The sequence below is a fragment of the Flavobacterium ajazii genome (genome assembly GCF_010614725.1).
GTDB classification, from domain to species: domain Bacteria; phylum Bacteroidota; class Bacteroidia; order Flavobacteriales; family Flavobacteriaceae; genus Flavobacterium; species Flavobacterium ajazii.
In genome coordinates this window covers 610,235-636,765 of the sequence record NZ_JAAEHL010000001.1, presented here as the reverse complement: position 1 = coordinate 636,765, position 26,531 = coordinate 610,235, and the positions used below count along the sequence as shown (strand labels likewise).

General features: G+C 34.0%; 21 protein-coding genes. 19 read left to right on the top strand and 2 right to left on the bottom strand.

Annotated elements, in window-relative coordinates:
* Positions 1–28: 28 nt before the first annotated feature.
* Positions 29–622 carry an RNA polymerase sigma-70 factor gene (locus tag GWR14_RS02400; RefSeq protein WP_163407374.1) on the bottom strand — a complete coding sequence of 198 codons (594 nt, stop codon included), beginning with the start codon at positions 620–622 and terminating at the stop codon, positions 29–31.
* 181 nt (positions 623–803) lie between these two features.
* Positions 804–1,844 carry a GntR family transcriptional regulator gene (locus GWR14_RS02395; RefSeq protein ID WP_163407372.1) on the bottom strand — a complete coding sequence of 347 codons (1,041 nt, stop codon included), beginning with the start codon at positions 1,842–1,844 and terminating at the stop codon, positions 804–806.
* Between the two features lie 291 nt (positions 1,845–2,135).
* Here GWR14_RS02395 and rhaT point away from each other — a divergent pair, with 291 nt between their 5' ends.
* The 19 genes from rhaT to GWR14_RS02300 all read left to right on the top strand — a co-directional run bounded on the left by rhaT (position 2,136) and on the right by GWR14_RS02300 (position 26,481).
* Positions 2,136–3,206 carry an L-rhamnose/proton symporter RhaT gene (gene rhaT / locus GWR14_RS02390; RefSeq protein ID WP_163407371.1) on the top strand — a complete coding sequence of 357 codons (1,071 nt, stop codon included), beginning with the start codon at positions 2,136–2,138 and terminating at the stop codon, positions 3,204–3,206.
* A gap of 20 nt (positions 3,207–3,226) precedes the next feature.
* Positions 3,227–5,368: a bifunctional aldolase/short-chain dehydrogenase gene (locus tag GWR14_RS02385; protein ID WP_163407370.1), complete on the top strand. Its 2,142-nt coding sequence runs from the start codon at positions 3,227–3,229 to the stop codon at positions 5,366–5,368.
* A gap of 219 nt (positions 5,369–5,587) precedes the next feature.
* Positions 5,588–6,862, top strand: a complete 1,275-nt coding sequence (locus tag GWR14_RS02380) for a TIM barrel protein (RefSeq protein WP_163407368.1) — start codon at positions 5,588–5,590, stop codon at positions 6,860–6,862.
* A 122-nt stretch (positions 6,863–6,984) separates the two neighbouring features.
* Entirely contained in the window at positions 6,985–8,346 is a 1,362-nt protein-coding gene (locus tag GWR14_RS02375) for an FGGY-family carbohydrate kinase (RefSeq protein ID WP_163407366.1), read from the top strand.
* Between the two features lie 264 nt (positions 8,347–8,610).
* A complete protein-coding gene (locus GWR14_RS02370) occupies positions 8,611–9,351 on the top strand; it encodes a (Fe-S)-binding protein (protein WP_163407365.1) in 741 nt (246 codons plus the stop codon).
* 161 nt (positions 9,352–9,512) lie between these two features.
* Positions 9,513–10,883 carry a glycoside hydrolase family 28 protein gene (locus tag GWR14_RS02365; RefSeq protein ID WP_163407363.1) on the top strand — a complete coding sequence of 457 codons (1,371 nt, stop codon included), beginning with the start codon at positions 9,513–9,515 and terminating at the stop codon, positions 10,881–10,883.
* A gap of 42 nt (positions 10,884–10,925) precedes the next feature.
* A complete protein-coding gene (locus GWR14_RS02360; protein ID WP_163407362.1) occupies positions 10,926–12,329 on the top strand; it encodes a lactate utilization protein B in 1,404 nt (467 codons plus the stop codon).
* Positions 12,319–12,906, top strand: coding sequence for a LutC/YkgG family protein (locus GWR14_RS02355; RefSeq protein WP_163407361.1), 588 nt, complete (start codon positions 12,319–12,321; stop codon positions 12,904–12,906). Before GWR14_RS02360 ends, GWR14_RS02355 begins: the two co-directional genes overlap by 11 nt.
* 20 nt (positions 12,907–12,926) lie before the next feature.
* Complete coding sequence (locus tag GWR14_RS02350) at positions 12,927–13,745, top strand: SDR family oxidoreductase (RefSeq protein WP_163407359.1); 819 nt, start codon at positions 12,927–12,929, stop codon at positions 13,743–13,745.
* Between the two features lie 28 nt (positions 13,746–13,773).
* Positions 13,774–14,928 (top strand): mannonate dehydratase, encoded by a 1,155-nt coding sequence (gene uxuA, locus GWR14_RS02345; protein ID WP_223150956.1) that lies wholly within the window; start codon positions 13,774–13,776, stop codon positions 14,926–14,928.
* Between the two features lie 168 nt (positions 14,929–15,096).
* On the top strand, positions 15,097–16,689 hold the full coding sequence (locus tag GWR14_RS02340; RefSeq protein WP_163407355.1) for a family 43 glycosylhydrolase: 1,593 nt from the start codon (positions 15,097–15,099) through the stop codon (positions 16,687–16,689).
* Between the two features lie 206 nt (positions 16,690–16,895).
* Positions 16,896–19,718: a beta-galactosidase GalA gene (gene galA / locus GWR14_RS02335; RefSeq protein ID WP_163407354.1), complete on the top strand. Its 2,823-nt coding sequence runs from the start codon at positions 16,896–16,898 to the stop codon at positions 19,716–19,718.
* Positions 19,719–19,820: 102 nt separating this feature from the next.
* Positions 19,821–20,693, top strand: coding sequence for a helix-turn-helix domain-containing protein (locus GWR14_RS02330; RefSeq protein WP_163407352.1), 873 nt, complete (start codon positions 19,821–19,823; stop codon positions 20,691–20,693).
* A gap of 193 nt (positions 20,694–20,886) precedes the next feature.
* On the top strand, positions 20,887–21,303 hold the full coding sequence (locus tag GWR14_RS02325; protein ID WP_163407351.1) for a (R)-mandelonitrile lyase: 417 nt from the start codon (positions 20,887–20,889) through the stop codon (positions 21,301–21,303).
* 27 nt (positions 21,304–21,330) lie between these two features.
* Positions 21,331–21,738 carry a cupin domain-containing protein gene (locus GWR14_RS02320; RefSeq protein ID WP_163407349.1) on the top strand — a complete coding sequence of 136 codons (408 nt, stop codon included), beginning with the start codon at positions 21,331–21,333 and terminating at the stop codon, positions 21,736–21,738.
* A 60-nt stretch (positions 21,739–21,798) separates the two neighbouring features.
* Positions 21,799–22,854 (top strand): NAD(P)-dependent alcohol dehydrogenase, encoded by a 1,056-nt coding sequence (locus GWR14_RS02315; protein ID WP_163407347.1) that lies wholly within the window; start codon positions 21,799–21,801, stop codon positions 22,852–22,854.
* 491 nt (positions 22,855–23,345) lie between these two features.
* Positions 23,346–23,927, top strand: coding sequence for a DUF4136 domain-containing protein (locus GWR14_RS02310; protein ID WP_163407346.1), 582 nt, complete (start codon positions 23,346–23,348; stop codon positions 23,925–23,927).
* An 847-nt stretch (positions 23,928–24,774) separates the two neighbouring features.
* Entirely contained in the window at positions 24,775–25,245 is a 471-nt protein-coding gene (locus GWR14_RS23835; protein ID WP_246236262.1) for a helix-turn-helix domain-containing protein, read from the top strand.
* 69 nt (positions 25,246–25,314) lie between these two features.
* Complete coding sequence (locus tag GWR14_RS02300; protein ID WP_163407341.1) at positions 25,315–26,481, top strand: BamA/TamA family outer membrane protein; 1,167 nt, start codon at positions 25,315–25,317, stop codon at positions 26,479–26,481.
* The last annotated feature ends 50 nt before the right edge of the window (positions 26,482–26,531 follow it).

Genomic DNA, 26,531 nt, shown 5'->3' with positions numbered 1-26,531 from the left:
AAAAAACCCTATGTTTAATTTTTAATTATTACAAATAAAGATAGGATACGAGGTATGTATAGTCCGATAATTTTACTTTTAAAATCTTCAAAGCCTTTGTCATATGGGCTTCAACGGCTTTTAGAGTAACATTCATTTCGTCGGCTATTTCTGCATTTTTTTTGTTTTCAAAACGTTTTTTGATAAAAACTTCTCTGGTTTTTGGAGGTAAATCGTTAATGGCTTCCTGAATTAGTCGTTCTAATTCAGTTAATTCTAACGTGTCAAACTGGATTGAATTTAAAACTTCAATATCAAGTTCTCTTTCTTTTTGGTTGAGTAAGTCGCTTTTAAATTTGTCTTTTACTTTGTTATGACGAATTAAATTTAGGCACTTAGATTTAGCATAAGTATATAAAAACGATTGTATTCCGTTTATGGAATCAATGTTTTCCCTGTTTTGCCATAAATTTATGAAGGCTTCTTGTGCAAGGTTTTCCGCTTCATCAGTATCATAAATAAACTGAACGCTGAAAGAAGTAATCCTGCGGAAAAATTTATCATAGAAATAAGTAAACGCAGCTTCTTCTCCCTTTTTAAAAGATTCAAAAGTTTCGGATTCTAAGCAGGTATTAATATTCATCTATTTTTGAACTCTGGTTAAGGATTAATTATCCTAAGTGGTATTAGGCCAGAAGCTGGTGACAAAGATAAAATATTATTTATATTAATTCTAAATAAAAGAAATAAGTTTGAAAAATTAACATTTAAGAGCTGTTTTGTAACGAATACAAATCAAAAATAATCATAAAGTCTTACAATAATTAAATAGAGTTTCTGTCTATAAAATTAAAAGGGACTTTAATTTCTCCTTTTTCTTTGTTTAAAATCATTCTTGCAGCGATTTCTCCCATTTCATTAAAATCGGTAGACATAACTGTTATGCCTAATAAATCTTTTAATGGAGTATCGTTGTAGGATATAATGCCGATGTCGCTTCCTAATACGTATTCTTCGTCCCTGATTTGTTTGACTAAATTAACCAGATCAGATTCTTCTATAGTGATAAATAAGTCTCCTTTTTTAAGGATCATATCATCGTAAACCTCGCTTAAAATTTCAAAATTAATCTCGTGTTCTACACAAAACTTTCTGAAACCATGCAAAATTCTTCTTGGATAAGGATAAACGGCTTTCTCAGGGTATATTAAAATCAGTCTTTTGTATTTGTTTATTTTCGTAAGTCCTTCTTTTAAGGCATTATAAATATCATTTTCAAAATCCTGATATATTTTGATGACCTCGCTTCCTAAACCAATTTTTATGTTATCCATAATTACCAGCTTGTCCTGTGGTATTCTCTGGATAGCTTTTGCAACTTCATCAGTAAAACTCAAATGTTTTAATTCGTCTGTTTTAAAGTGTGTCGTAATAACATAATAATCGTATGCTCCTTCAAATTTATCCAGCAGATTTAAAAATAAGGTTTCATCACAATGATATATGTGCAAATCTACATGTGCATTTGCTCCTAATGTATTAATAAAAGAGCTGTACGTTTTCATTTTATATGCGCTCAGTTTATTAAACAGGAACAAAATATTCACTTTAGATTCTAATTTCGTTCGGGTAATATAATATCCTTTTCCTCTTATAGAAGAAATAATTTTACGCTCTTTTAAAATATTATAAGCTTTCTCAACAGTATCCCTCGACATATAAAACTCTTCACTGAAGTTGTTTATGGAAGGAATCTTTTGATTTATTTTCAGGTTACCATTGGCAATGTTTTGTAGTATAGAATCTACAATCTGCTTGTACTTGGGTACCCTTGAATCTTCATCTATTTTAATTAATTTAATCATGGTGTAGTATAGTAAAGGCTCTCTTAATTGAAAGAGAAGGTATTATAATTGCATTATCTGTAATAATTTTCTTTAAAAAGCACTAAAAGATATTGATTACGCAAGCGTTCGCTAAAATATGAATTTTAAATTTAAAAAATCACAATAAATTGATTCTTCTTGCAATAATTTATGATTTAAAATAAATATAAATTAAGGAAAGGACAGTACAGGATAGTTTTCTTTTTTACATTCTCTTATTTTACCAAACCAATAACTACTACTATCAACTTAAACCACAAAAAAAATTAAATGGAATCATTACTCGGAATTATTTTTCACTCCATCGGAGGATTTTCGTCAGGCAGTTTTTATATGCCTTTTAAAAAAGTTAAAGATTGGGCTTGGGAAAGCTACTGGTTAATAGGAGGTTTTTTCTCCTGGTTGATCGTTCCGCCAATCGCTGCTTACTTAACAATTCCGAATTTTACAGATATAATTGCTAATGCAGCTCCAAACATAAAAGTATTAGCTTATACTATGGGGTTGATCTGGGGAATAGGAGGATTGACTTACGGATTAGGTGTTCGTTATTTAGGAATGTCATTAGGTAATTCAATCACTTTAGGATTTTGTTCTGCTTTTGGAGCTTTGATTCCGCCAATTTACTATAATTTCAGTCCAACAGAAGGGAAGGAGTCAATTAGTGACATGTTTGCAAATACAGGTGGACAAATGGTTCTGGTTGGTGTACTTATATGTATTATCGGGATTGCCATTTTAGGAAAGGCTGGAATGCTGAAAGAAAAAGATTTTGCAACAGGACACGAAGATAAAGACAAAGACTTCAGCTTAGTAAAAGGTTTGATTATTGCTATCGTATCAGGTATTTTAAGTTCATTCTTTAATTTCGGAATTGAAGCAGGAAAACCAATGGCAGATGTAGCTAATGAAGCATGGAAAACATTAAATCCAAATCAGGGCGAATTCTTATTCCAAAACAACGTTACCTATATAGTTATACTTTGGGGCGGATTAACGACCAACTTTATATGGTGTATTTACCTTAATTTTAGAAATAAAACTTTTGGAAACTACACAGACACCAAAACACCGATTTCAAAAAATATACTTTTCTCAGCTATTGCAGGTACCATGTGGTTCCTTCAGTTTTTCTTCTATGGAATGGGTGAAAGTAAATTAGGAAACGGAGCAAGTTCATGGATTTTACACATGTCAACTATTATACTTACTGCCAACTTCTGGGGATTCTATTTAAAAGAATGGAAAGGTGTGGCTAAAGTAACGTTCAACACATTTTTGCTGGGCATCGGACTTATCATGTTATCTATTGTGGTAGTCGGAATTGGGAACTCTTTATAATAATCAATTAATATATTAAAATGTCAAATATAAACACAAAAAACATGACTTTTCAGCACGTAAGCTACCTTTGGGATGACGCTAAAGCTGCAGCATTAGCAGGAGATGAAGTAGCTCTTTTTATCTATCGCTCTAATTTATTGGGAGCAGATTTAAGACTTACAAACTATGGAGGAGGAAATACTTCGGTTAAAATTACTGATAAAGACCCATTGACAGGCGAAAGCTCTGAAGTAATGTGGATTAAAGGTTCTGGTGGAGATATCGGAACATTGACAAAATCAGGGTGTGCTGCTCTTTACTTAGACAGATTACGCAATCTTGAAAATGTATACAGAGGAATTGAATTTGAAGATGAAATGGTTGAATTATTTAACCACTGTATTTTTGATTTAGCTTCTAAAGCACCTTCTATTGATACGCCATTACACGGTTTCCTACCGTTTAAACATATTGATCACCTGCACCCTGATGCCGCTATTGCAATTGCAGCTGCTAAAGACGGAGCAAAAATCACAGAAGAATTATTCGACGGAGAAATCGGTTGGGTAGGATGGCAGCGTCCAGGTTTCGACTTAGGGCTTCAGTTAAGAAGCTGTCTGGAAGAAGCTGAGAAAAAAGGAAAAAAATTGCGTGGTATCATGTTAGGTTCTCATGGTTTGTTTACATGGGGAGATACTGCTTACGAAAGTTATATCAACACACTTGAAGTAATTGAGAAATGTGCTGAATACTTAGAAAGCAACTACGGAAAAAAACGTCCTGTTTTTGGAGGTAAAAAAATAGACAGCCTTCCGGAAGCGGATCGTAAATTAAAAGCAGCAAAAGTAGCTCCAATTTTAAGAGGTTTCTGTTCATCAGAGCGTCAGATGATTGGTCATTATACTGATGATGCAAGAGTTTTGGAATTCATCAATTCTAATGATTTGTCAAAATTAGCTCCGTTAGGAACTTCTTGCCCTGATCACTTTTTGCGTACAAAAATCAGTCCTTTGGTTTTAGAATTAGATCCAAATGAAGATTTATCAGACGTAGATGCAATCAAAGCAAAATTGACTCCTGCTTTTGAAGCTTACAGAGCAATGTACAAAGACTATTACAATGCTTGTAAAAAATCTAATTCGCCTGCAATGCGTGACCCGAACCCAGTTGTAATTTTATATCCTGGAGTTGGTATGTTTACGTTTGCCAAAGATAAAACAATGGCTCGTTTAGCATCTGAGTACTATATCAATGCAGTAAATGTAATGAAAGGCGCTGAAGCGGTTTCTGAATACACTTCTTTACCACATCAGGAAGCTTTTGATATCGAATACTGGTTGTTGGAAGAAGCAAAATTACAGCGTATGCCAAAACCAAAAGCACTTTCAGGAAGAGTTGCTTTAGTTACCGGTTCTGCTGGTGGAATTGGAAAAGCTATCGCTAAAAGATTTGCTGAAGAAGGAGCTTGTGTGGTAATCAACGATATCAATGAAGAGCGTTTAGAAGGTGCAAAAGCAGAATTCATCAAAACATTCGGTAGAGATGCTGTTTCAAGTACATTATTAAACGTTACTGACGATGTAAGTACAGAAAAAGCTTTAGATGCTGCTTGTTTAGCATTTGGTGGTGCTGATATTATCATCAACAATGCAGGTATCAGTATTTCAAAATCAATCGCTGAACATACTTTTGAAGAGTGGGACAGATTATATGATATTTTGGTGAAAGGACAATTTATTGTTTCTAAAGCCGGAATCGAAGTAATGCGTAAACAAGGTTTTGGTGGAGATATCGTAAACATTGTTTCTAAAAATGCTGTAGTGGCTGGTCCAAACAATCCTGGATACGGTTCTGCAAAAGCAGCTCAGGCACATTTAACACGCTTGATGGCTGCAGAATTAGGTGCTGATAAAATTCGTGTAAACACAGTTAATCCTGATGCTGTAATCTCAGATTCTAACATCTGGTCTGGTGGATGGGCTGAAGGTCGTGCAAAAGCTTACGGAATTACCGTTGAAGAATTGCCTGCTTACTACGCGAAACGCACATTATTAAATGAAATTATATTGCCTGATGATATTGCAAACGCATGTTTCGCATTCGTAGGAGGACTGTTGAATAAATCAACAGGAAATGCCCTGAATGTAGACGGCGGAGTAACAATGGGCTTTTACAGATAAGTTGTTTAGTTTTTTTTAAGTTTATTTAACAAAGTGGTTTTTGTTTTCTAACGTTCGATTTCGGTCGGACGTTAGATTTTTTATGACAATTCTATTTTATAAATAAATTTCCTAAACACATTAAAAACAAACAAAAAAACACAAAAAAGTAACGTATAACAAGGGTTTGGTTTATAGAAATAGCCTTATATTGTAAACCCTATTTAAAAATAAATAAGTATGTTAATTCAATCAAACATTATCGCATCTCATAATGATGGTTTATTAAAAAAACATCAGAATAAATTGGTTTTTACAGCTTCAGAAATTGCAGAAAGTGAAGCTATCATTCAAAAATTAATCGATTTTCAAATCGCAATTCCATCCTGGGCTTTAGGAACAGGAGGAACAAGATTTGGACGTTTTGCAGGTGGAGGAGAACCTCGCTCATTAGAAGAAAAAATCGAAGATGTAGGTTTGCTTCATAAATTAAACAATGCTTCAGGAGCGATTTCTTTACATATTCCGTGGGATATCCCGACAGATTATAATGCTATCAGATCTCTTGCCGCACAACACGGATTGAAGTTTGATGCTATGAATTCAAACACTTTTCAGGATCAGGCAAATGCTGAGCATACTTACAAATACGGTTCTTTGCAAAACGTAAATAAAGCAGTTCGTAAACAGGCGATTGCTCACAATATTGAAGTTATTAAGCACGGAATTGAATTAGGATCTGATTCTCTTACTGTTTGGTTAGCAGATGGTTCTAACTTCCCTGGGCAATTAAACTTCCGTAAAGCATACCAAAATACATTAGAAAGTTTAGAAGAAATCTATGATGCATTACCTTCAAACTGGAAATTGTTTTTAGAATACAAATGTGCTGAACCAAACTTTTACTCTACAACTGTAGCAGATTGGGGACAGTCTTATTCATACGTTCAAAAATTAGGTGATAAAGCCAAAACTCTTGTTGACTTAGGACACCATTTACCAAACGCAAATATTGAGCAGATTGTTTCTATTTTATTGATGGATAATAAATTAGGTGGTTTCCACTTTAATGATTCAAAATATGGTGATGACGATTTAACTGCAGGAGCATTAAAACCGTATCAGTTATTCTTGATTTTCAACGAATTGGTTGAAGGAATGGACGCTCGTGGAATGAACCATGCTAAAGATTTAGGATGGATGATTGATGCATCTCATAACGTAAAAGATCCTTTAGAAGATTTATTGCAATCTGTTGAAGCAATTATGATTGCTTATGCTCAGGCTCTTTCTGTTGACAGAAAAGCATTAGAAATTGCTCAGGAAGAAAATGATGTGGTAAAAGCACAGGAAATTCTTCAAAATGCTTTCCGTACAGATGTTCGTGCTTTGGTTGCTGAGGCTCGTTTGCGTTCAGGTGCAGCGTTAAACCCGGTTGAATTGTACCGTAGTCTTGACGTTAGAGGAAATCTAATTGGCGAAAGAGGATTAAAAACCGTAGCTACAGGATTATAATAATTATGAGTTATGAATTATGTGTTATAAGTTTAAAAGACAAAAGACTTTGCTTCATAACCATGAATTTTTCGAATAGAAATTAACTCATAATTTATAACTCAAAACTCAGAACTAAAGAAATGAACGTAGTTGCAATTTTTGATATTGGTAAAACCAACAAAAAGGTATTTTTATTTGATGAAAATTATAAAATCGTTTGGGAAAAATCAGTAAATCTGGACGAAACCGTTGATGAAGATGGTTTTCCCTGCGAAAATATTGATGTACTAAGAAACTGGATTCTCGAACGATTATCAGAAATAAAAGAACTAAACAATTATGTTCTGAAAGCTATTAATTTCAGTACTTACGGAGCTAGTTTTGTTTATATTGATGAAGAGGGAAATTCATTGACACCTTTATACAATTATTTAAAAGATTATCCGGAAGAACTGAAAAACGGTTTTTACAAAAAATATAAAGGAGAAGAAGTTTTTGCAGTAAAAACAGCTTCTCCTGTTTTAGGAAGCCTGAATTCCGGAATGCAGATTTACAGGTTAAAAGAAGAAAAACCGGAATTATTTGAAAAAGTAAAATATTGCCTGCACTTGCCGCAATATCTAAGTTTTCTGTTAACCGGTGAAGCTTATACAGACATTACAAGCATTGGTTGCCATACAAATCTTTGGAATTTTAAAAAGATGAAGTACCACAAATGGCTTAAAAATGAGGGTATAAAGGATAAATTGGCACCACTTCATTATGGCAAAGATGTTATAAAGAAAGAAGATGATTTGGCTATCGGAATTGGTTTGCACGACAGTTCATCGGCAATTATTCCTTATACGATAAACTTTACAGAGCCTTTTGTTTTATTGTCAACCGGAACATGGAGTATTTCCCTGAATCCTTTTAACAATAAACCTTTAACGTTTGAGGAGCTTAAAAACGACTGTCTGTGTTACATGCAATATACAGAAAAACCTGTAAAAGCAGCCCGTTTGTTTTCAGGGAACGAACATGAAGTGCAGGCAAAAAGACTGGCAGAGCATTTCAACGTGCCGTTTGATACTTTTAAAGAAGTATATTTTGATAAAAAAATAGTATCGAATTTGAGAGCGGTAAATTTTCAGATTGTATACCCGAAAAAGTACGATTTTGATATTCTTAAGGAATGTCCTTTTCAAAAGAGGGATCTTTCTACTTTCAAAACCTACGAAATTGCTTATCATCAATTAATGTTGGATCTCGTTGAACAACAGGTTTTTTCAACTAATTTAGTGATTCATAACAGCCCTGTAAAGAAAATTTTTGTGGATGGAGGTTTTAGTAAAAATTCAATTTTCATGAATTTACTGGCCGAAGCTTTCCCGGATATAGAGGTTTATGCAGCGTCAATGGCACAGGCAAGTGCTTTGGGAGCAGCATTAGCAATTCATCAAAACTGGAATCCTAAACCTATCCAGAACGATTTAATTGATCTGAAGTTTTATAAACATTAAGATAAATTAGCAGATTAAAGGATTAGAAAAAAAATCTCCTAAATCTGCAAAATCTGCGGGAGTATTTTGTTTCTCGCAGATTTTGCGGATCAAGCAGATTTAATTTTAAAATAAACTGCGTAAAAAAAGATTACCGCAGAAAAAATATAGATTTTGTTTGACACTGATTCTGCAAATTATAGCAAATTAATTTTAAAATAATATATGTAAATCAGCTCAAATCTTTTTAAAAATCTGCGTGAAAAAATTATAATTACCAAGAATATGAAAATTGGATTATTCATACCCTGCTACGTCGACCAATTTTATCCTAAAGTAGGAATTGCAACTTATGAACTATTAATGAAACTGGGATGCGATGTCCGTTTTCCGATGAAACAGACTTGCTGCGGTCAGCCAATGGCTAACAGCGGTTATGCACATTTAACCAAAGGCTGTGATGCGAACTTTATAGCTAATTTTTCAGAATTTGATTATATCGTTTGCCCTTCAGGAAGTTGTGTTTTGCATGTAAAAGATCATTTGCATGATGAAAAACAGGAAGAACTGGCGGCAGAAATGCGCAAAAAAGTTTTTGAATTAACAGAATTTATTACTGATGTACTTAAAGTAGATCACATCGAAGGAAATTTTCCGCACAAAGTAGGGATACATCAAAGCTGCCATGGACAACGCGGGCTTAAGCTTTCGCAGATGACCGAATTGAACGCACCATATTTCTCTAAACCTGAACAATTACTGAACAATATTAAAGGTCTGGATTTGGTTTCATTAAGCAGAAAAGACGAATGTTGTGGTTTTGGAGGTACATTTTGCGTAACTGAAGAAGCGGTTTCTGTAAAAATGGGTCAGGACCGAATCAAAGATCATGAAAAGCACGATGTTGATTATATTACAGGAGGAGATATGTCTTGTCTGATGCATTTGGAAGGAATTTTGAAAAGGCAAAAAAGCCATATAAAAACGATTCATATTGCTGAAATATTAAACTCTGGAATAGAATAGTTTAATAAAATAGGACAAAAATTTAAACACATAGAAACATCGTTAAATTAAGATTGAATAAATGACAAATCATTTACACATAGCTATGTGTTTTTTAGCAAAGTAAAACGCCTTTTTAAAGCTTTAAAATCTATGTCTCTATGTGTTAAAATAGCTTACTTATGAAAAAATTGACGCTCGGTTTTGTATTAATACTTTCGATTATTTTTTTATCGTTTAAAAAAGATCCGTCTTTGGTAACGTTAAAAGAAGTAGTGGTAAAAGCGCCTTTTGAAATGCCGGTTATAAAAATTCCGGATTTTAGTAAGTGTAAAGAATTTTCGATTGTTGATTTTGGAGCTGTTAAGGGAAATAAAGACAAAACTTCTGATGCTATAAATAAAGCAATCGCCAAAGCAAGCAAGGCAGGTGGAGGAATTGTGGTTATCCCCGAAGGCGATTGGCTGACAAAGAAATTTCACTTTAAAAGCAATGTGAACCTTCACTTGAATAAAGGAGCTGTTTTACTTTTTTCAGAAGATCCAAATGATTATCTACCAGCAGTAAACTCAACCTGGGAAGGATATGAATGCTTCAATTATTCACCATTAATTTATGCCTATAAGTGTAAAAACATTGCCATTACAGGAGAAGGTGAACTGAAAGCCAAAATGGATATCTGGAAACAATGGTTTACACGTCCAAAATCACATATGGAAAGCCTGAAAAAATTGTATAATCTGGCTTCCTACAATAAACCGATGAAAGAAAGACAAATGGCAAATGATACTGCCCGTTTTCGTCCTCAGTTCATTCAGTTTAACCGTTGCGAAAATATTTTGATGGACGGTGTTTCGATTACAAACAGTCCTTTCTGGACGATTCATCCCTTTTTATCTAAACATGTAGTGCTCAGAAATCTTAAAGTTTATGCACACGGACATAATAATGATGGAGTTGATCCTGAAATGAGTCAAAACGTATTAATTGAAAATTGTGTTTTTGATCAGGGAGATGATGCCATTGCCATAAAATCAGGTTGCGGAAAAAATGCATGGTTATTAAATACACCTTCAAAAAATATTGTTATTCGTAATTGTATCGTAAAAAATGGTCATCAGCTAGTAGCCATCGGAAGCGAATTATCCGGTGGAATTGAAAATGTTTTTATTGATAATTGTACGGTTGTCGATGGTGCAAAACTGAATCATCTTCTTTTCATAAAAACAAATGAACGCAGAGGAGGGTTTGTAAACAATATTTATATGAGTAATATTGTTTCTGGTAAAATTGATGCAGGAATACTTGGTATAGATACAGATGTTTTGTATCAATGGCGTACTTTAGTTCCGACTATTGAGCGTAGACTTACGCCAATAAAAAATGTATATCTGGATAATGTTAAAGCAACAAATGTAAAATTTATTTCGAAAATTTCAGGACAGAAAGAACTTCCGGTGGAGAATATATTTCTGAAAAATGTTGCTGCTGATGCTGTTCAGGAAAACCAGAACATTCATGAAAATGTTTTGAATTTTGTAAATAAAAATTGATTCTAAATTGACCCCAACGGGTTTGTTTTAAAATAATAAAAAATGTCTTCAGAAAAAACAATACCACATAGCGAAGCGGCTACACGTTTTAACAAAGATGTTGAACGTGTAAATTGGCATGATGAAACACTTTGGTTTGTTCGTGAAAAACGTGACAGGGCTGCACATAACATTCCGGATTGGGAATTGCTTAGGGAAACGGCTTCACAAATTAAGCATAATGTGCTCTCCAATATTCATGATTATTTAATTGAATTTGAAGAAAATGCACAAAAAAACGGAATTACTGTTCACTGGGCAGCCGATGCAAAAGAACATAATGAGATTGTACATTCGATAATGGCGAAGCATGATGTAAAGCAAATGGTAAAGTCAAAGTCAATGCTTACTGAAGAATGCCATTTAAACGATTATTTGGCAGAAAAAGGTATTGAAGTTATTGATTCCGATTTAGGTGAATACATCGTACAGCTGCGTAAAGAACCGCCAAGCCATATTGTTTTACCTGCTATTCACCTTAAAAAAGAAGATGTAAGTGAAACGTTCCACGAACATTTGGGTACTGAAAAAGGAAATTTTAATCCTCAATATTTAACAGAATCTGCACGCCAAAGTTTAAGAAATACTTTTTTAACCCGAAAAGTTGCTTTAACAGGGGTAAATTTTGCTGTTGCAGAGACTGGAGAATTTGTAGTATGCACGAATGAAGGAAATGCAGATATGGGCGCACATCTCGCAGACGTACACATTGCCTGTATGGGATTCGAAAAACTTGTTCCACAGCGTAAACATCTGGGAGTTTTCCTCAGATTGTTGGCCAGAAGTGCTACCGGACAGCCAATTACTACTTTTTCAAGTCATTTTAAAAAGCCAAGAGAAGGTCAGGAGATGCATATCGTTATTGTGGATAACGGAAGAAGCAAACAATTAGGAAGAGAAGAATTTAGAAACTCGTTAAAATGTATTCGTTGTGGTGCCTGTATGAATACATGCCCGGTTTACAGACGAAGCGGTGGACATAGTTATCATAATGCAGTTGCTGGGCCAATTGGTTCTATTTTGGCTCCAAATCTGGATATGAGTAAAAATGCCGACTTGCCTTTTGCCAGTACGCTTTGTGGATCTTGTACCAATGTTTGTCCTGTAAAAATTGATATTCACGATCAATTGTACAAATGGCGTCAGGTATTGGTTAAAGAAGGCCATACGCCAACAGCAAAAACAATAGCCATGAAAACTATGGCAACTGTTTTGGCTAATCCAACGATATTCAATATTGCAGGAAAATCAGGAAGATTTATGATGAAAAACGTTCCTGCAGCAGTAAATAATAAAATGAACAAATGGTATGATCAACGTGAAATGCCGGCCGTTCCTGAAGAATCTTTTAGAGAATGGTACAAGAAAAATTCACGTGAATCTAAAGCGAAGGATAATGAGCAGTAAAGCTGAAATATTAAAGAAAATAAAACAAAATCAGCCTGATTTTGTGACTGATTTACCCGATTTAGAGGTTTTGGGATCAGAAAACCCGAATGTTTTGGAAACCTATAAAACAGTTTTGAAAAATATTGGTGGAGAGAGTGTTGAAGTGGCAAATTATAGTGAAATTTTAGATTTTATCAGAAATAATTATGCACTTGACAGAAGAATCATAACTACAATTCCTGAGCTTTCTGAAGTGGCATCATTAGATTGGAAAAATGATGATCCGCATACGCTTCAGGATGTGGAATTAGCGATAGTAAAAGGTCATTTTGGTGTTGCCGAAAATAGCGCCATCTGGGTAACTGATGATATATTAGGACAGCGTGTAGCTCCTTTTATCGCACAATATTTAGCAATTATCGTCAATAAAAATGATATATTACCAATGATGCATCAGGCTTACAAAAGAATTGGAAATCTGGAGTACGGTTTTGGGACTTTTATTGCAGGACCTTCAAAAACAGCAGATATTGAGCAATCTTTAGTGTTGGGCGCACACGGCGCAAGAGGATTAATTGTATTTTTACTGGATTAAAAAAACTAAAAACTAAAAAATTGAAAACAGATTTTACATTAGAAGGAAAAGTAATAATTGTTACAGGAGCTACCGGAGTTTTAGGTGAAGCCTTTGTTAACGGTATCGCTGCTGCTGGCGGTATAGTTGGTGTTTTGGGAAGAAATGAAAAAGTTGCCAACGAAAGAGCGGAATTAATTATCAAAAATGGAGGACAAGCAATAGCCTTAATTGCGGATGTAACCATCGAAAGTGATTTGATAAAAGCACGTGACCTTGTTCTATCAAAATACGGAAAAATTGATGGTTTGGTAAACGCTGCCGGAGGAAATATGCCAGAGGCTGTAATTCAGTCAGATCAGGATATTTTTAAATTAAACATGGATGCTTTGCAAAAAGTGATGAACCTGAATTTATTCGGGACACTTTTGCCAACTCAGGTTTTTGGTGAAGTAATAAAAAACAATGAAAGCGTTGGAAGCATCGTAAATATTTCATCTGTAGCAACTGAACAGGCAATCACAAAAGTTTTAGGATACAGTCTGGCAAAATCAGCTATTGACTCTTACACCAAATGGTTTTCTGTTGAATTGGCAAAACGATATGGAGATAAAATCAGAATGAATTCGATCGTTCCAGGGTTTTTCTTAACAGAACAAAACCGTACTTTATTAACGAATCCTGATGGAAGTTTGACTGAAAGAGGTAATTTAATCATAGCAAATACACCTTACAAACGTTTTGGAAATCCGGACGAATTAATTGGAGCTTTGGTTTGGTTACTAAGCGATGCTTCAAAATTTGCTACAGGTTCAAAAGTGACTATAGATGGTGGTTTTACAATCTTTAGCGGTGTATAATTTTTAAGAAAAGAACAATATGAACAGAATGATACAAACCTGGAGATGGTTCGGACCAAATGATCCGGTAAGTTTACAGCATATCAAACAAACCGGTGCTACCGGAATTGTAACAGCCCTGCACCACGTTCCTCACGGAGATGTATGGACAGTTGAAGAAATCAATAAGAGAAAAGCCGAAGTTGAAGCATATGGTCTGACATGGGACGTTGTAGAAAGTATTACGGTTCACGAAGACATTAAAACAAAATCCGGAGATTATCAGCTTTATATCGAAAAATACAAAGAAAGCATCCGTAATGTTGCGGCATGCGGAATCAAAATTATTACCTATAATTTCATGCCGGTTAATGACTGGACAAGAACGCAATTGGATTACGTAATGCCTGACGGCTCTGAGGCTTTGTATTTTAACTGGGTAGATCTGGCTATTTTTGATATTTATATCTTAAAGAGAGAGAATGCAGAAAGCAGTTTTCCTGAAAGCATTGCAGCTAAAGCAAAAGAACGTTTTAACACATTAAACGAAGAACAATTGCAAGCATTATCAGATGTTGTAATGTTTGGAATTCCGGGAGAAAAAAAGATGACTGTTGCCGATATGCAGGCAAAATTGAAACCGTATAAAAATATTGACAGAGCAGCTTTAAGAGAAAATCTGAGCTACTTTTTGAATGAAATTTGCCCGGTTGCAGATGAAGTTGGAGTAAAATTAGCTATTCATCCGGATGATCCTCCTTTTGATATTTTAGGATTGCCTCGTATCGTAAATTCAATGGAAGATTATGATTTTATTCTTTCAAAAGCACCTTATAAATCAAACGGAATTTGTTTCTGCACTGGTTCTCTTGGAGCATCAGAAAAGAATGATTTACCTGAAATAGCAAAAGCTTTAGGCGACAAAATACATTTTATTCATTTGAGGAATGTACGAAGAGACGAAGAAGGTAATTTTTTTGAAGCAGATCACTTAGACGGAAATGTTGATATGTATGCAGTAGTTAAAGAATTATTGTTGATTCAAAAAAATAATAATCTTTCTATTCCGTTCAGACCTGATCACGGACACCAAATGCTGGATGATTTAGGAAAAGTAAACAATCCGGGCTATTCTGCTATTGGAAGATTAAGAGGTTTAGCTGAATTAAGAGGACTTGAAGAAGGGATTATTCGATCACTGTAATTGGTTTATCTTCAAATAAATAATTGGGAAATAATAAACTTTCATTAAAGTAGAAAATCTTCATTTAGTGTAGATTTTAGAATAAATAAGTCATATAAGTACATTTAAAAATAGATGAACTTATATGACTTATTCATATGTACAAGATTGTAATTAAAAGATAAAAACATGAAAATTAAAAAAATACACCCTGTTTTAATGATGACTATTTTGGCTTTAAGCATCATTAATCCTGTTCAGGCACAAAAAGGCAATATCAAAAATGATGTTTTTTGGAATACAAAAGACGGAAAGCCACTAAACAGTCAGGGGGGAGGTATTTTTAAATTTTCAAAACCCGTTGCAGGAGTACAAAAATATTACTGGTATGGTGTTCAATATGAAGAAGCGGATATCTACAGAAATGCTCCACATATCACTTTGCCGAATGCTACATTTAAATCGGTTACCTGTTATAGTTCTACAGATTTAGTTAACTGGACATTTGAAGGAGATGTTGTAACCAAAGACGATGTGAATAAGTCAGGTAAAACATGGGTAGGGCGTTTAGGAGTAGCGTACATAAAAGAACTGAATAAGTATGCCATGTTTGTGCAGCATGGTAGTGAAGTACTGATTATGCTTGCAGATTCTCCAACAGGACAATTTAGCTGGCATCAGAAAATCAATATGGAGAAAATGATTGGAACCAGTAATACCGGAGATCAGACTGTATTTACTGACGAAGATACCGGAAAATCGTATTTAATTTATTCTTACGGAAAAGGAAGGAATAAAATATATGTTTCAGAAATTGGTATTAAAGAGGGTAAAGTAAATCTTTTAGACTGTACTCAGATTTTCAAAGGCGAGAGTCGTGAAGGAAACTGCATGTTCAAGTACCAAAACAAATATTATATGTATGCATCTAATATTTATGGCTGGGATGCTTCGTTTGCCTATTATTTAGTTGCCGATGATATCAGGGGACCTTATCTGCCTACAAATGAAATGCTGATTACAAACGGGGCTTCAGATGATTTTGCACACGTATCTCAAACCGGTTTTTTCTTTTCTGTAAAAGGAAGCAAGCAGGAAACCATATTATATTGCGGAGACCGATGGGCTGATTTTGCGGGCAATGGTTTAGGTTATAATCAATGGTGTCCAATGTCTTTCGATGGAAAAACACCTTATTTTAATTCACTTAGTTCGTGGAATATTGATGCTAAAACAGGTGAGTGGAATGTAGCCAACGATAATAATTATGTAAAAAATGGAAGTTTTGAAGCAGATCGAAGACATATTCCAAGTCCTGTAAAACCAATACAAACAGAATTAACAGGCTGGACTAATGAAGTTATTGAAGGTAATAAAATAAGTTTGGATACTTTAACTTCTCCAGTAATCAATTATTTCAATACACAAGATGACAGAGAAGTTGTAATAGGCGAAAAAAGTTTAAATATTCAAGATAAAGTTGGTTTTAGAAGAAAAATTTTTCAAAACATTACTTCATCACCTTACGTAAAATTAGAAGACGGATTTTACATTCTTACCGCTAAAATAAAGAACACTAAAGGTTTTAAAAACTTAGAAATGTATGCTTTAAGTAAAGGCATAAAACTACAATATAAGATTGAAGACGAAAATTCAGACTGGAAAACAATTTCGATAAAAAACATACCTGTAAAGGATGGCAAAGTTGAAATTGGTTTTCAGTGTGATGGTGAGGCAAATGCTTCCTGTCAGGTTGATGATATTTCGCTGGTTAGAAAATAATGTAACCTTTGGGTGAAATTAAAAATGAGTGTCAGGCTGAGTCCATTCGACTTCGCTCAGGATAAACTTAGTCGAAGCCCTTTCGTATTCAAAAGCCTTCGCTTACTAAAATTCATTAAACTTTGATAAAATACTATTAATTCCGGTGCTTTTAAAAAAGTATATTTATAAACTTTACACAACCATCAAATTAACCGGAATTATTTATGAAATCTATTGCTATTAATCGATTTTTCTTCTGTTTTGTTTTTTTTGTATCTTTTTGTATTTCAGCACAAAATCAGGCTGAAAGAGACCAGATTTTAATTGATAAAGACTGGCGTTTTTCATTTGGTCATTTATACGATACCCAGAAAGATTTTAATCATGCAACAGGATATTTTTCCTATTTAACTAAAACCGGATTTGGAGACGGACCAGCAGCTCAAAATTTTGATGACCGTGCATGGCGAAAATTAGATCTCCCGCATGATTGGGCGGTTGAACAGTTGTTTAGCGAAAAAGGCAGTTTCAGCCATGGATTTAAAACAGCCGGAAAAGGCTTTCCTGAAAAAAGTATCGGCTGGTACCGAAAAAAAATCACTATTCCCGAGAGTGACAAAGGCCGAATTATTTCACTAAAATTTGATGGTGTTTTTAGAAATTCGAAAGTGTTTTTCAATGGCTATTTTCTCGGAACAGAAGAAAGTGGCTATAACGGATTTGAATATGATGTTACTGCTTATGTAAATTACGGAGGAGAAAATACGATTGTGGTGCGTGCAGATGCTTCGATGGAAGAAGGCTGGTTTTATGAAGGAGCCGGAATTTACAGACATGTGTACCTAAAGAAAACAAATCCAATTCATGTAATTGCAAACGGAACTTATGTAACCTCCGAAATAAAAGAAAACAATGCTGAAGTCACCGCGGGAGTTTTTGTTGAAAATAAAGGCAATTATAAAGGTCAAATTGAAATTCTCCAAAGTATTTTAGATGCTGAAGGAAAGCAAATTGCAACGGTTTCTCAAAATGTTATTGCTCCTGATTTTTATAAAACATCTAATTACAGTTCGAAGTTACAAGTCAGTAATCCATTATTGTGGGATATTGAAAATCCTAATTTGTATCGTTTGATTACTGAAATTAAACAGGAAGGAAAAACAATTGACCGTTATGAAACTTCTTTCGGAATCAGAACGATAAAATTTGATGCAGAGCAAGGTTTTTTTCTTAACGGAAAATCGCTAAAATTAAAAGGAACCAATAATCATCAGGATCATGCCGGAATTGGAACAGCTTTACCGGATGAACTGCAATATTATCGAATCAAAAAGCTGAAAGAGATGGGTTCGAATGCCTATCGCTGTTCACATCACCCGCCTACACCAGAATTACTCGATGTCTGTGACAAACTCGGAATGCTGGTTATTGATGAGACCCGTTTGATGGGAATTAACGACTATCACCTCAATGATTTAAAACGAATGATCGAACGTGACCGAAATCATCCAAGTATTTTTTGCTGGTCGGTTGGAAATGAAGAATGGAATATCGAAGGTGGTATAGTTGGCGAACGTGTTACGAATGTGATGCAGGGATTCACAAAAAGTATTGATCCTACAAGACCAGTAACTGTTGGAATAAGCAGTGGTTTTAAAAGCGGTATTTCGTCTGTAGTCGAAATTATGGGCTATAATTATCTGGGTAACGGAGATATTGATGCACACCGAAATCAATTTAAACAACAGCCGGGAATGGGAACGGAAGAAGGTTCTACGTTTGCAACACGCGGTATTTATTTTGATGATGAAGCCAAACATTATAAAAGTGCTTATGATAAAAAACCACGTCCAACATTTTACAGTATCGAAGAAGGATGGAAGTTTTATGCCGAAAGACCTTATTTAGCAGGAATGTTTATCTGGACAGGTTTTGATTATCGAGGCGAACCTACACCTTATGGCTGGCCATCGGTTACGTCATATTTCGGAATGATGGATGTTTGCGGTTTCCCGAAAGACAATGTATTTTACCTGAAATCATGGTGGGGAAAAGAACCGGTTTTGCATATTATGCCACACTGGAACTGGAGTGGAATGGAAGGGAAAGAAATTGATGTCTGGGTACATTCAAATTGTGAAGAAGTGGAACTGTTTCTGAACAAAAAGAGTCTTGGCAAAAAGAAAATGACACAAAATAGTCATTTAGAATGGAAAGTAAACTATGCACCAGGAACTCTTGAAGCAATTGGATATAAAAACGGCAAAAAAGTACTTTCTGAAATTCAAAAAACTACTGAGATTGCCCAAAATATAAAACTTTCTGCAGACAAAGAAAATCAGCCTAACGGAAATGTTGTAGTTGTGACTGTGGAAACTACAGACAAAAAGGGATTACATGTGCCAACTTCGAATCATGAAATTGCATTTTCTGTAAAAGGAGGAAAGATTCTGGGTATTGGAAACGGTAATCCAACTTCATTAGAAAAAGATCAGTTTATAGATAATATAGAACTTGTACCGATTACCAATTTTGAAGAAAAGAAATTAGCCTCGGCAAATACTTCAAACCAAGTATCTTCTGATGATAATAACTGGAAAGAAGCCTTCAAAGACCGTGATTATAAAAAGCAGGCTCCGTCGTATGTGTATCGTGGTAAATTTGAATTGAGTAGCAATTTAAGTACAAATTCAGTTAATTTCTTTTATAAAAAAATAGGTACAGATGCGGTTGTTTTTGTAAACGGAAATAAAATTACTGCCAGTACAGAAGATGATCAAAAGTATGTTTTGAATAGCAGTGTTTTAAAGGAGGGAACAAACACCATTCAGATCATTGCGCCGCCTTTGCAGAAAGTAAAGGATTGGGACGTAATGAATACTGATCCAGGAATCATTCAGGTGATTACACCCGCAGAGCCATGGAAAAGAAAGCTTTTTAACGGATATGCTCAGATTATCATTCAAAAAGAAGAAAACGTTACAGAAGTAGTTTTATCAGCTACAGCCAATGGTTTAAATGCAGGTGCTTTAGTTCTGAAAAAGTAGTTTTGAATTTCTGGTTTTTGTAGTGTAAATAACTTGAAACCTGAAACAAAAGAAACCTGAAACAAGTAAATTTTGTTTGTTTGATTTTCATAACTTTGCAAAATGAATAATCAGGCAGAAACTCAGAATTGTGATTTTAATACTTCAGATTTAAAGCTAAAAGGTTTTAAAGTTTATGAAGTTGGTGGTGACGTAAGCAAAATACCAACTTATAACAGAAGGGATTTTTATAAAATATGTATAAATACGAGTAAAAGTCTTATTCATTATGCTGATCGCGGAATAGAAACTGACGGAACTATTTTGTTTTTTGGCAATCCGATTATTCCGTATTCATGGGAAATAGTTTCTCCTGAATATGAAGGTTATGCCTGCGTTTTTACCGAAGAATTTTTAAAAGTAAAAGACCGCTCAGAAACGCTTCATGAATCACCTTTGTTTAAAATAGGTGGAACCCCAATTTTTACATTAACACCTGAACAAAAGGTTTTTATCGATTCTTTGTTTCAGAAAATGATCGAGGAACAAGAAACGGATTATGTTTTTAAAGATGATTTAATGCGCAATTATATCAACCTGATTATTCATGAATCAATGAAAATGCAGCCTTCGGAGAACTTTTTTAAACATAAAAATGCCTCTTCAAGAATTACTTCTTTATTTTTAGAGTTATTAGAAAGACAATTTCCAATAGAAACCAAAGACGAACCGCTGGCTTTAAAAACGCCTCAGGATTATGCGCAGAGTCTTGCTGTTCATGTAAATCATTTAAACCGTTCGGTAAAAGAAATTACAGGAAGACCGACTACAGCACATATTACTGAAAGAATTATCAACGAAGCTAAAGCTTTACTACAGCATACCGATTGGAGTATTTCAGACATTGGTTATTCGCTTGGATTTGAATACCCGAGTTATTTTAATAATTATTTTAAAAGACTTACAGGAACAGTTCCGAAATCACTTCGAATGTAAATTGTTTCAATTTCATAATTTTTTGTTTGAATATTGTTATTTTTAAGAAGCATTCCTGATCTAATTTTGCTTCTGAAATTACAGTATTAATACTTTATCAGTTTTTAACAGACTAAATAATACTTCATAAAGCGATTTCTGGCTTTCTCAAAATTTAGTTTTCTGATTCTGATAATTCCAAAACTAGAAATTTATGAAAACATCAGATAATAGATATAATGAAGCCATTTTTCCTAAAGGAGATTTAGCACCGTCGGAATATTTTACAGGAAAAGCCTGGGTTGAAATGCTTGTTCCTAATGATCCTGTTTTGAATACTGCAGTTGGAAATGTTGTTTTTGAAGCAGGAGCCAGAAATAACTGGCATACACATCCAGGCGGACAAATTTTAATAGTTACCCACGGAACAGGATATTATCAGGAAATCGGCAAACCAATTCAATTACTGCAAGTTGGTGACGTTGTTAACATTCAACCCGGAATAAAACACTGGCACGGAGCCACTCCTGAAAGTGAATTTACTCATATTGCTATCAGTACCAATACAGAAAAAGGAATTGTAGATTGGTTAGAACCTGTTAGTAATGAGGAGTATAATAGTTTTAAATAAAATCGAACTTAAAAAATAACTAAATTTATGTCAACAAATTATTCAGCCGTTATCGAAGAAGGAAAAGTCCCGAATACTTATATGACGGGTGATGTTTCCTATAAAAAACAAACTAGTGACATTCATCCGGAAAATACTGTTATAAAGGAAGTTACTTTTGAACCTTGTGCGAGAAGTAATTGGCATAGCAATGCAGGTCTGCACATGCTGATTGCAAAAGAAGGAATGGGATATTATCAGGAAAGAGGAAGAGCCGTTCGAAAACTTCAAAAAGACGAAGTAGTGACAATTTTACCAGGAGTAGAGCATTGGTATGGAGCAACTCCTTTTGATAAATTCTCCTACGTTGCCATTATTACCGAAGTAGATAAGGGGCACGGAGTATGGTTAGAAAAAGTAACAGACGGAGAATATTTTCTGTTAAGCAGCAGATAAGTTTTCTAGAACTTGAACTTGAAACAAAGAAAACCTGAAACAAAACAAACAAAAAACGATATGGAAACAAAAAACATAAAAGCTTTTGGTACAGAAGCTGCCGAAGCACCATTGCAAACATTAGATATTAAACGCCGTGAAGTACAGGCACACGATGTAGAAATTGAAATTTTGTATTGCGGAATCTGTCACTCAGATCTTCATTCGGCAAGAAACGAATGGCATGGAACAATTTACCCGATAGTTCCGGGACACGAAATTGTTGGACGAGTTGTAAAAGTGGGGGATCACGTTAAGAATTTCAAAGTAGGTCAGTTAGCAGGAGTAGGCTGTATGGTTGATTCATGCAGGGAATGTGAACATTGTAAAAGCGATCTGGAGCAGTTTTGCGATGAAGGAAGTATATTAACATTTAACTCTCCTGACAAACATTTAGGTACACAAACTTTTGGCGGCTACTCGGAAAGTATTGTAGTTGATGAGAATTATGTATTACATATTTCAGATAAACTTGATCTTGCCGGAGTTGCTCCTTTGCTTTGTGCAGGAATTACAACTTATTCTCCTTTGAAACACTGGAAAGTTGGTCCCGGTCAAAAAGTAGGGGTTGTAGGTATTGGCGGTTTAGGACATATGGGAATAAAATTAGCGAAAGCAATGGGAGCTCATGTGGTAGTTTTTACAACTTCATTGTCTAAAACCGAAGATGCTAAACGTTTGGGAGCAGATGAAGTAGTTCTGTCTACTGATGCGGAACAGATGGCACAGCATACCAGAAGCCTGCATTTTATTTTAGATTGCGTATCGGCAGAACATAGTATTGATTCTTATCTGAATTTATTAAAAGTAGATGGAAATCTGGTTTTAGTTGGCGCTCCAATGGAACCGCTTCCTGTAACATCTTTTAGTCTTATATTAGGAAGAAGAAGCTTTGCAGGCTCTGCTATTGGTGGTATTGCAGAAACTCAGGAGATGCTTGATTTTTGCGCTGAACACAATATTACAGCCGATATTGAATTGATTGGCGTGAACGATGTTAATGATGCTTATGAAAGGTTATTAAAAGGTGATATCAAATATCGTTTTGTAATTGATATGGCTTCTTTGAAAAGTTAAACTATAAAATACCTGTTTTAAAAAAAGCTGCATTTTTAAAGATGATTAATGCAGCTTTTTTTTATAATTATTAAAATCACTATGTTTTTAAAAGCATATTAATTCTAAAAGTTCCTATTGAAAAAACCCCTGTGTCTTTGAATTTTTTACTTAATTCTTCTCTATTTTTAGTTTTTTGTGAGTAAAATACAATTTTTGTTGTTTCATTTTATAAAATGAAACAACTTGAAACCCTAAAAAATAGGAGTATTACTTCTGTATTTTTAAATTTGCTTTAAAAGGATAAGAATATTCCTGTTTCAAATTTGTTACATTTTTTGGCATTTATCAAATAAATTATTCTAACTTTGAATGTATTGTGTTGTAATATAGATATTTATGTTTTGTTTAATAAATATTTAATACTATTTAACCTTCATTTTTATTGTTCATAATTTTAATAATTTCTCGTTAAAACTAAATTTAATTACTAATTTAATAAATAACAAAAGATGAATATTAAAAGAAAGAATCTTCGTACAATTACAGTGTTTTTATTGGGTTTGTTTTTCAGCTGTTCTCCAACAGTAAATGTCACAAAAGATTATGATCACGCAATCAACTTTAGTGAATTCAAAACTTTTGCAGTTTTTGATTTAAAAGCTCAGGAAGGTCAGGTAAACCAATTAAATGTTGATCGTGTAGCAAAAGCAATTCGTGCCGAAATGACCGCAAAAGGTTTTACAGAATCTACAAGTAACCCAGATTTAAAAGTAAATGCGGTTTCTATCTTAAAAAACAAAACTTCGGTTTCAGCTAATTCAAATTATTATGGCTACGGAGGTATGTATCGCCCATACGGATATTGGGGCGGTGGTGGTATGATGGCCAGCGGTACTACAACATTCAATACTTATGATTATGTTGATGGCTCGCTGATTATTGATATTGTTTCTACTAAAACAGATAAATTGGTTTGGCAGGGAATCGGTAATGCCGAAATTGACAGTAAGCCTGATAATCCTGAAGAATTTATAAATGGTGCTATCAAAAAAATTCTGGAAGGTTTTCCTCCGGGAGCAGAAAAAAAATAGCTTATTAGTTTAGTACATAAATAAAATGCACAAGGTATTTATACTTATTTGTGCTTTCAGAAATAAGTATAAAGCCTTTGATAGTTCAGGTTTCTCAAATTTTAAATAGAGAAATATATTGTAAAATCAAGATTAAAAGATTATGCTGGATATTGTACTTTCTCTTTTCTTTTTTATAGCAGCAATTGTTGGATTTGCTACATCATTTATGGTTCTTTTTTCGAAAAAAAACTATTCCAAAAGCTTTTTTTTAGGTCTGTTTCTATTTAGTCTTGCTGTTGTAAGTGTTTATAATTTTTACTTATGGGCTAATATCTTTAAAAAGTTTCCAGATCTGTTAATGATTACAAAATCTTTTATTTTTTTAGTAGCGCCTTCTGCTTTCTTATATGTCAGAAGTGTTTTATTTTCAGACAGGATATTTAGAAAATATGACTGGCTGCATATTTTACCGTTTATATTCTATTTTAGTCTCACATTCATTGTTTGGGCTTGCAATTATATTGATGTTCCTGGTATAGAATATTTATCGGTTAAAATAAATAATCCTTTTTCTGTCTTAAGTATTAGTATTTGGCTAATTTATGCCTTTTGCCAGACTATGATGATTTTAAATTATGACTTGAAAAGTTTTAAATCAAATCAGTTTAACAGAATAAAAGTCTTCAGGTGGATAAAGCTTTATAATTTGATAATATTGTTTTTGTTTTCTACACTTTTTGTTCATTATTTTTTGATTAGTAAAATTAAAGGAGGGGATTTTGTATGCTATATTTTGATATCATCTGTTTTGGTTTTTACTGTAGGATGGCTCTATTTTAAGCCACAAATTTTTCACAATGATTCATTGGAAAACTTAGATATGATAAAAGATGATTCCCATGATAATAAAACAGATGAAAACATAAATACTCTTTCATTAGTTAAAGAATTAACACCAGAAAAAAAAGAAGAGTATCTAATAAAACTGGATAATGTTTTTAGAAACAAAAAACTCTTTTTAAAAAAGGATTTTGTAATTCGTGATTTGTCTGATGAAACCGGAATCACAGTGCACCATCTTTCAAATCTAATTAATTCAGAATTCAATCTTCACTTTCAGGATTACGTAAATCTTAAAAGAATAGAATATTTTAATGAGAGAATTAATGACCCGGAATGGAAAGATTTATCTCTGGAAGGAATGGCTTGGGGTGCAGGATTTAAATCAAGGACTACTTGTTTCAGAGCTTTTATAAAGCATACCGGAAAATCTCCATCAGAATATTTTAAACTGATAAGAGGAAATACCGATAAAGCAAATAACGCTATAGCTTAAAAAATAAATTTGCTATAAATAATCTTATTGTTTTCAAATGAATGGATGTGAAATGTTAAGATTCTATGTATGAAAAAAACAAAGCGTTTTCAAAAAATAGCTACCCTAACAAGTATTTTTTTTCTTTTGTCATTAAATGTGATGTTGGGACAAAAAGACGAGCGTGTTAGCTTAAAAGATTCTCTTGATGGCGCATTTGATTTAAGTGATTACATTATATATGCACATGGTTTTATTGTAGTACCTACTATTATAACAGAACCGGCAGTAGGAGGTTTTGGAGGAGCAGTCGTTCCTGTCTTTCTTAAAAAACATGCTCCGGTAATTGATGAAAACGGAAAAAAAAGATTCATAAATCCTGATATTACTGGTGGAATAGGAATGTATACAGCAAACAAAAGCTGGATGGCTGGTGCTTTTCGTTCCGCTACTTTGATAAAACCGAGAATATTATATCGTGTTATGGCAGGTTATGGCAATATGAACTTATCATTTTATGCAAATAATTTACCAAATAAAAACGACGAGGAATTTAAACTCAATTTTAAAACATTTATATTTTATACCCAATGGTTGAAGCAATTTAATAATGCAAAATGGAGTGCAGGGCCTCAATATCTTTTTTTAAATTCTAAAATCAATTTGCCAAATATAAATATTCCTCCACCTTTCGTACAGCCGGAAGATATAAAAAGTACTGTAAGTCAGCTTGGAGGAGCGATTCAGTTTGACGGGCGGGATAATATTTTTACACCTGATAAAGGAATAAGGATACAATCAGATTTTTTCTGGTCAGATAATGCAATCGGAAGTGATTATGATGCCTGGAGGGTAAATTTTTCAGCAATCGGATATTATCCGATTACAAAAAAGTTAATAGGTGGTTTGAGGATTGAAGGAGAGCGGGCCTTTGGGAGTCCTCCTTTTTATCTTTTGCCAGGAATTAATTTAAGAGGGGTTCCTGCGGCCAGATATATGGGAAAAACAAGCTTAGTTACCGAAACAGAATTTAGATGGGATTTATACAGAAGATGGAGTCTTATGGGATTTGGCGGTGTAGCCAGCGCATTTAATGATTGGGACAAAGCGTTTGCTAAACCTGTAGTCTACAATTATGGAACAGGTTTCAGGTATTTAATAGCCCGTAAATTCAAATTAAGAATGGGTATAGATGTTGCTAAAGGTCCTGAAGAATGGGCTTACTATATTGTTTTTGGAAGTAATTGGATGCGATAAGATTTATAATAAATTTTGTTGTTTTTTGATGTTAAAAGCTACCGCTCAGT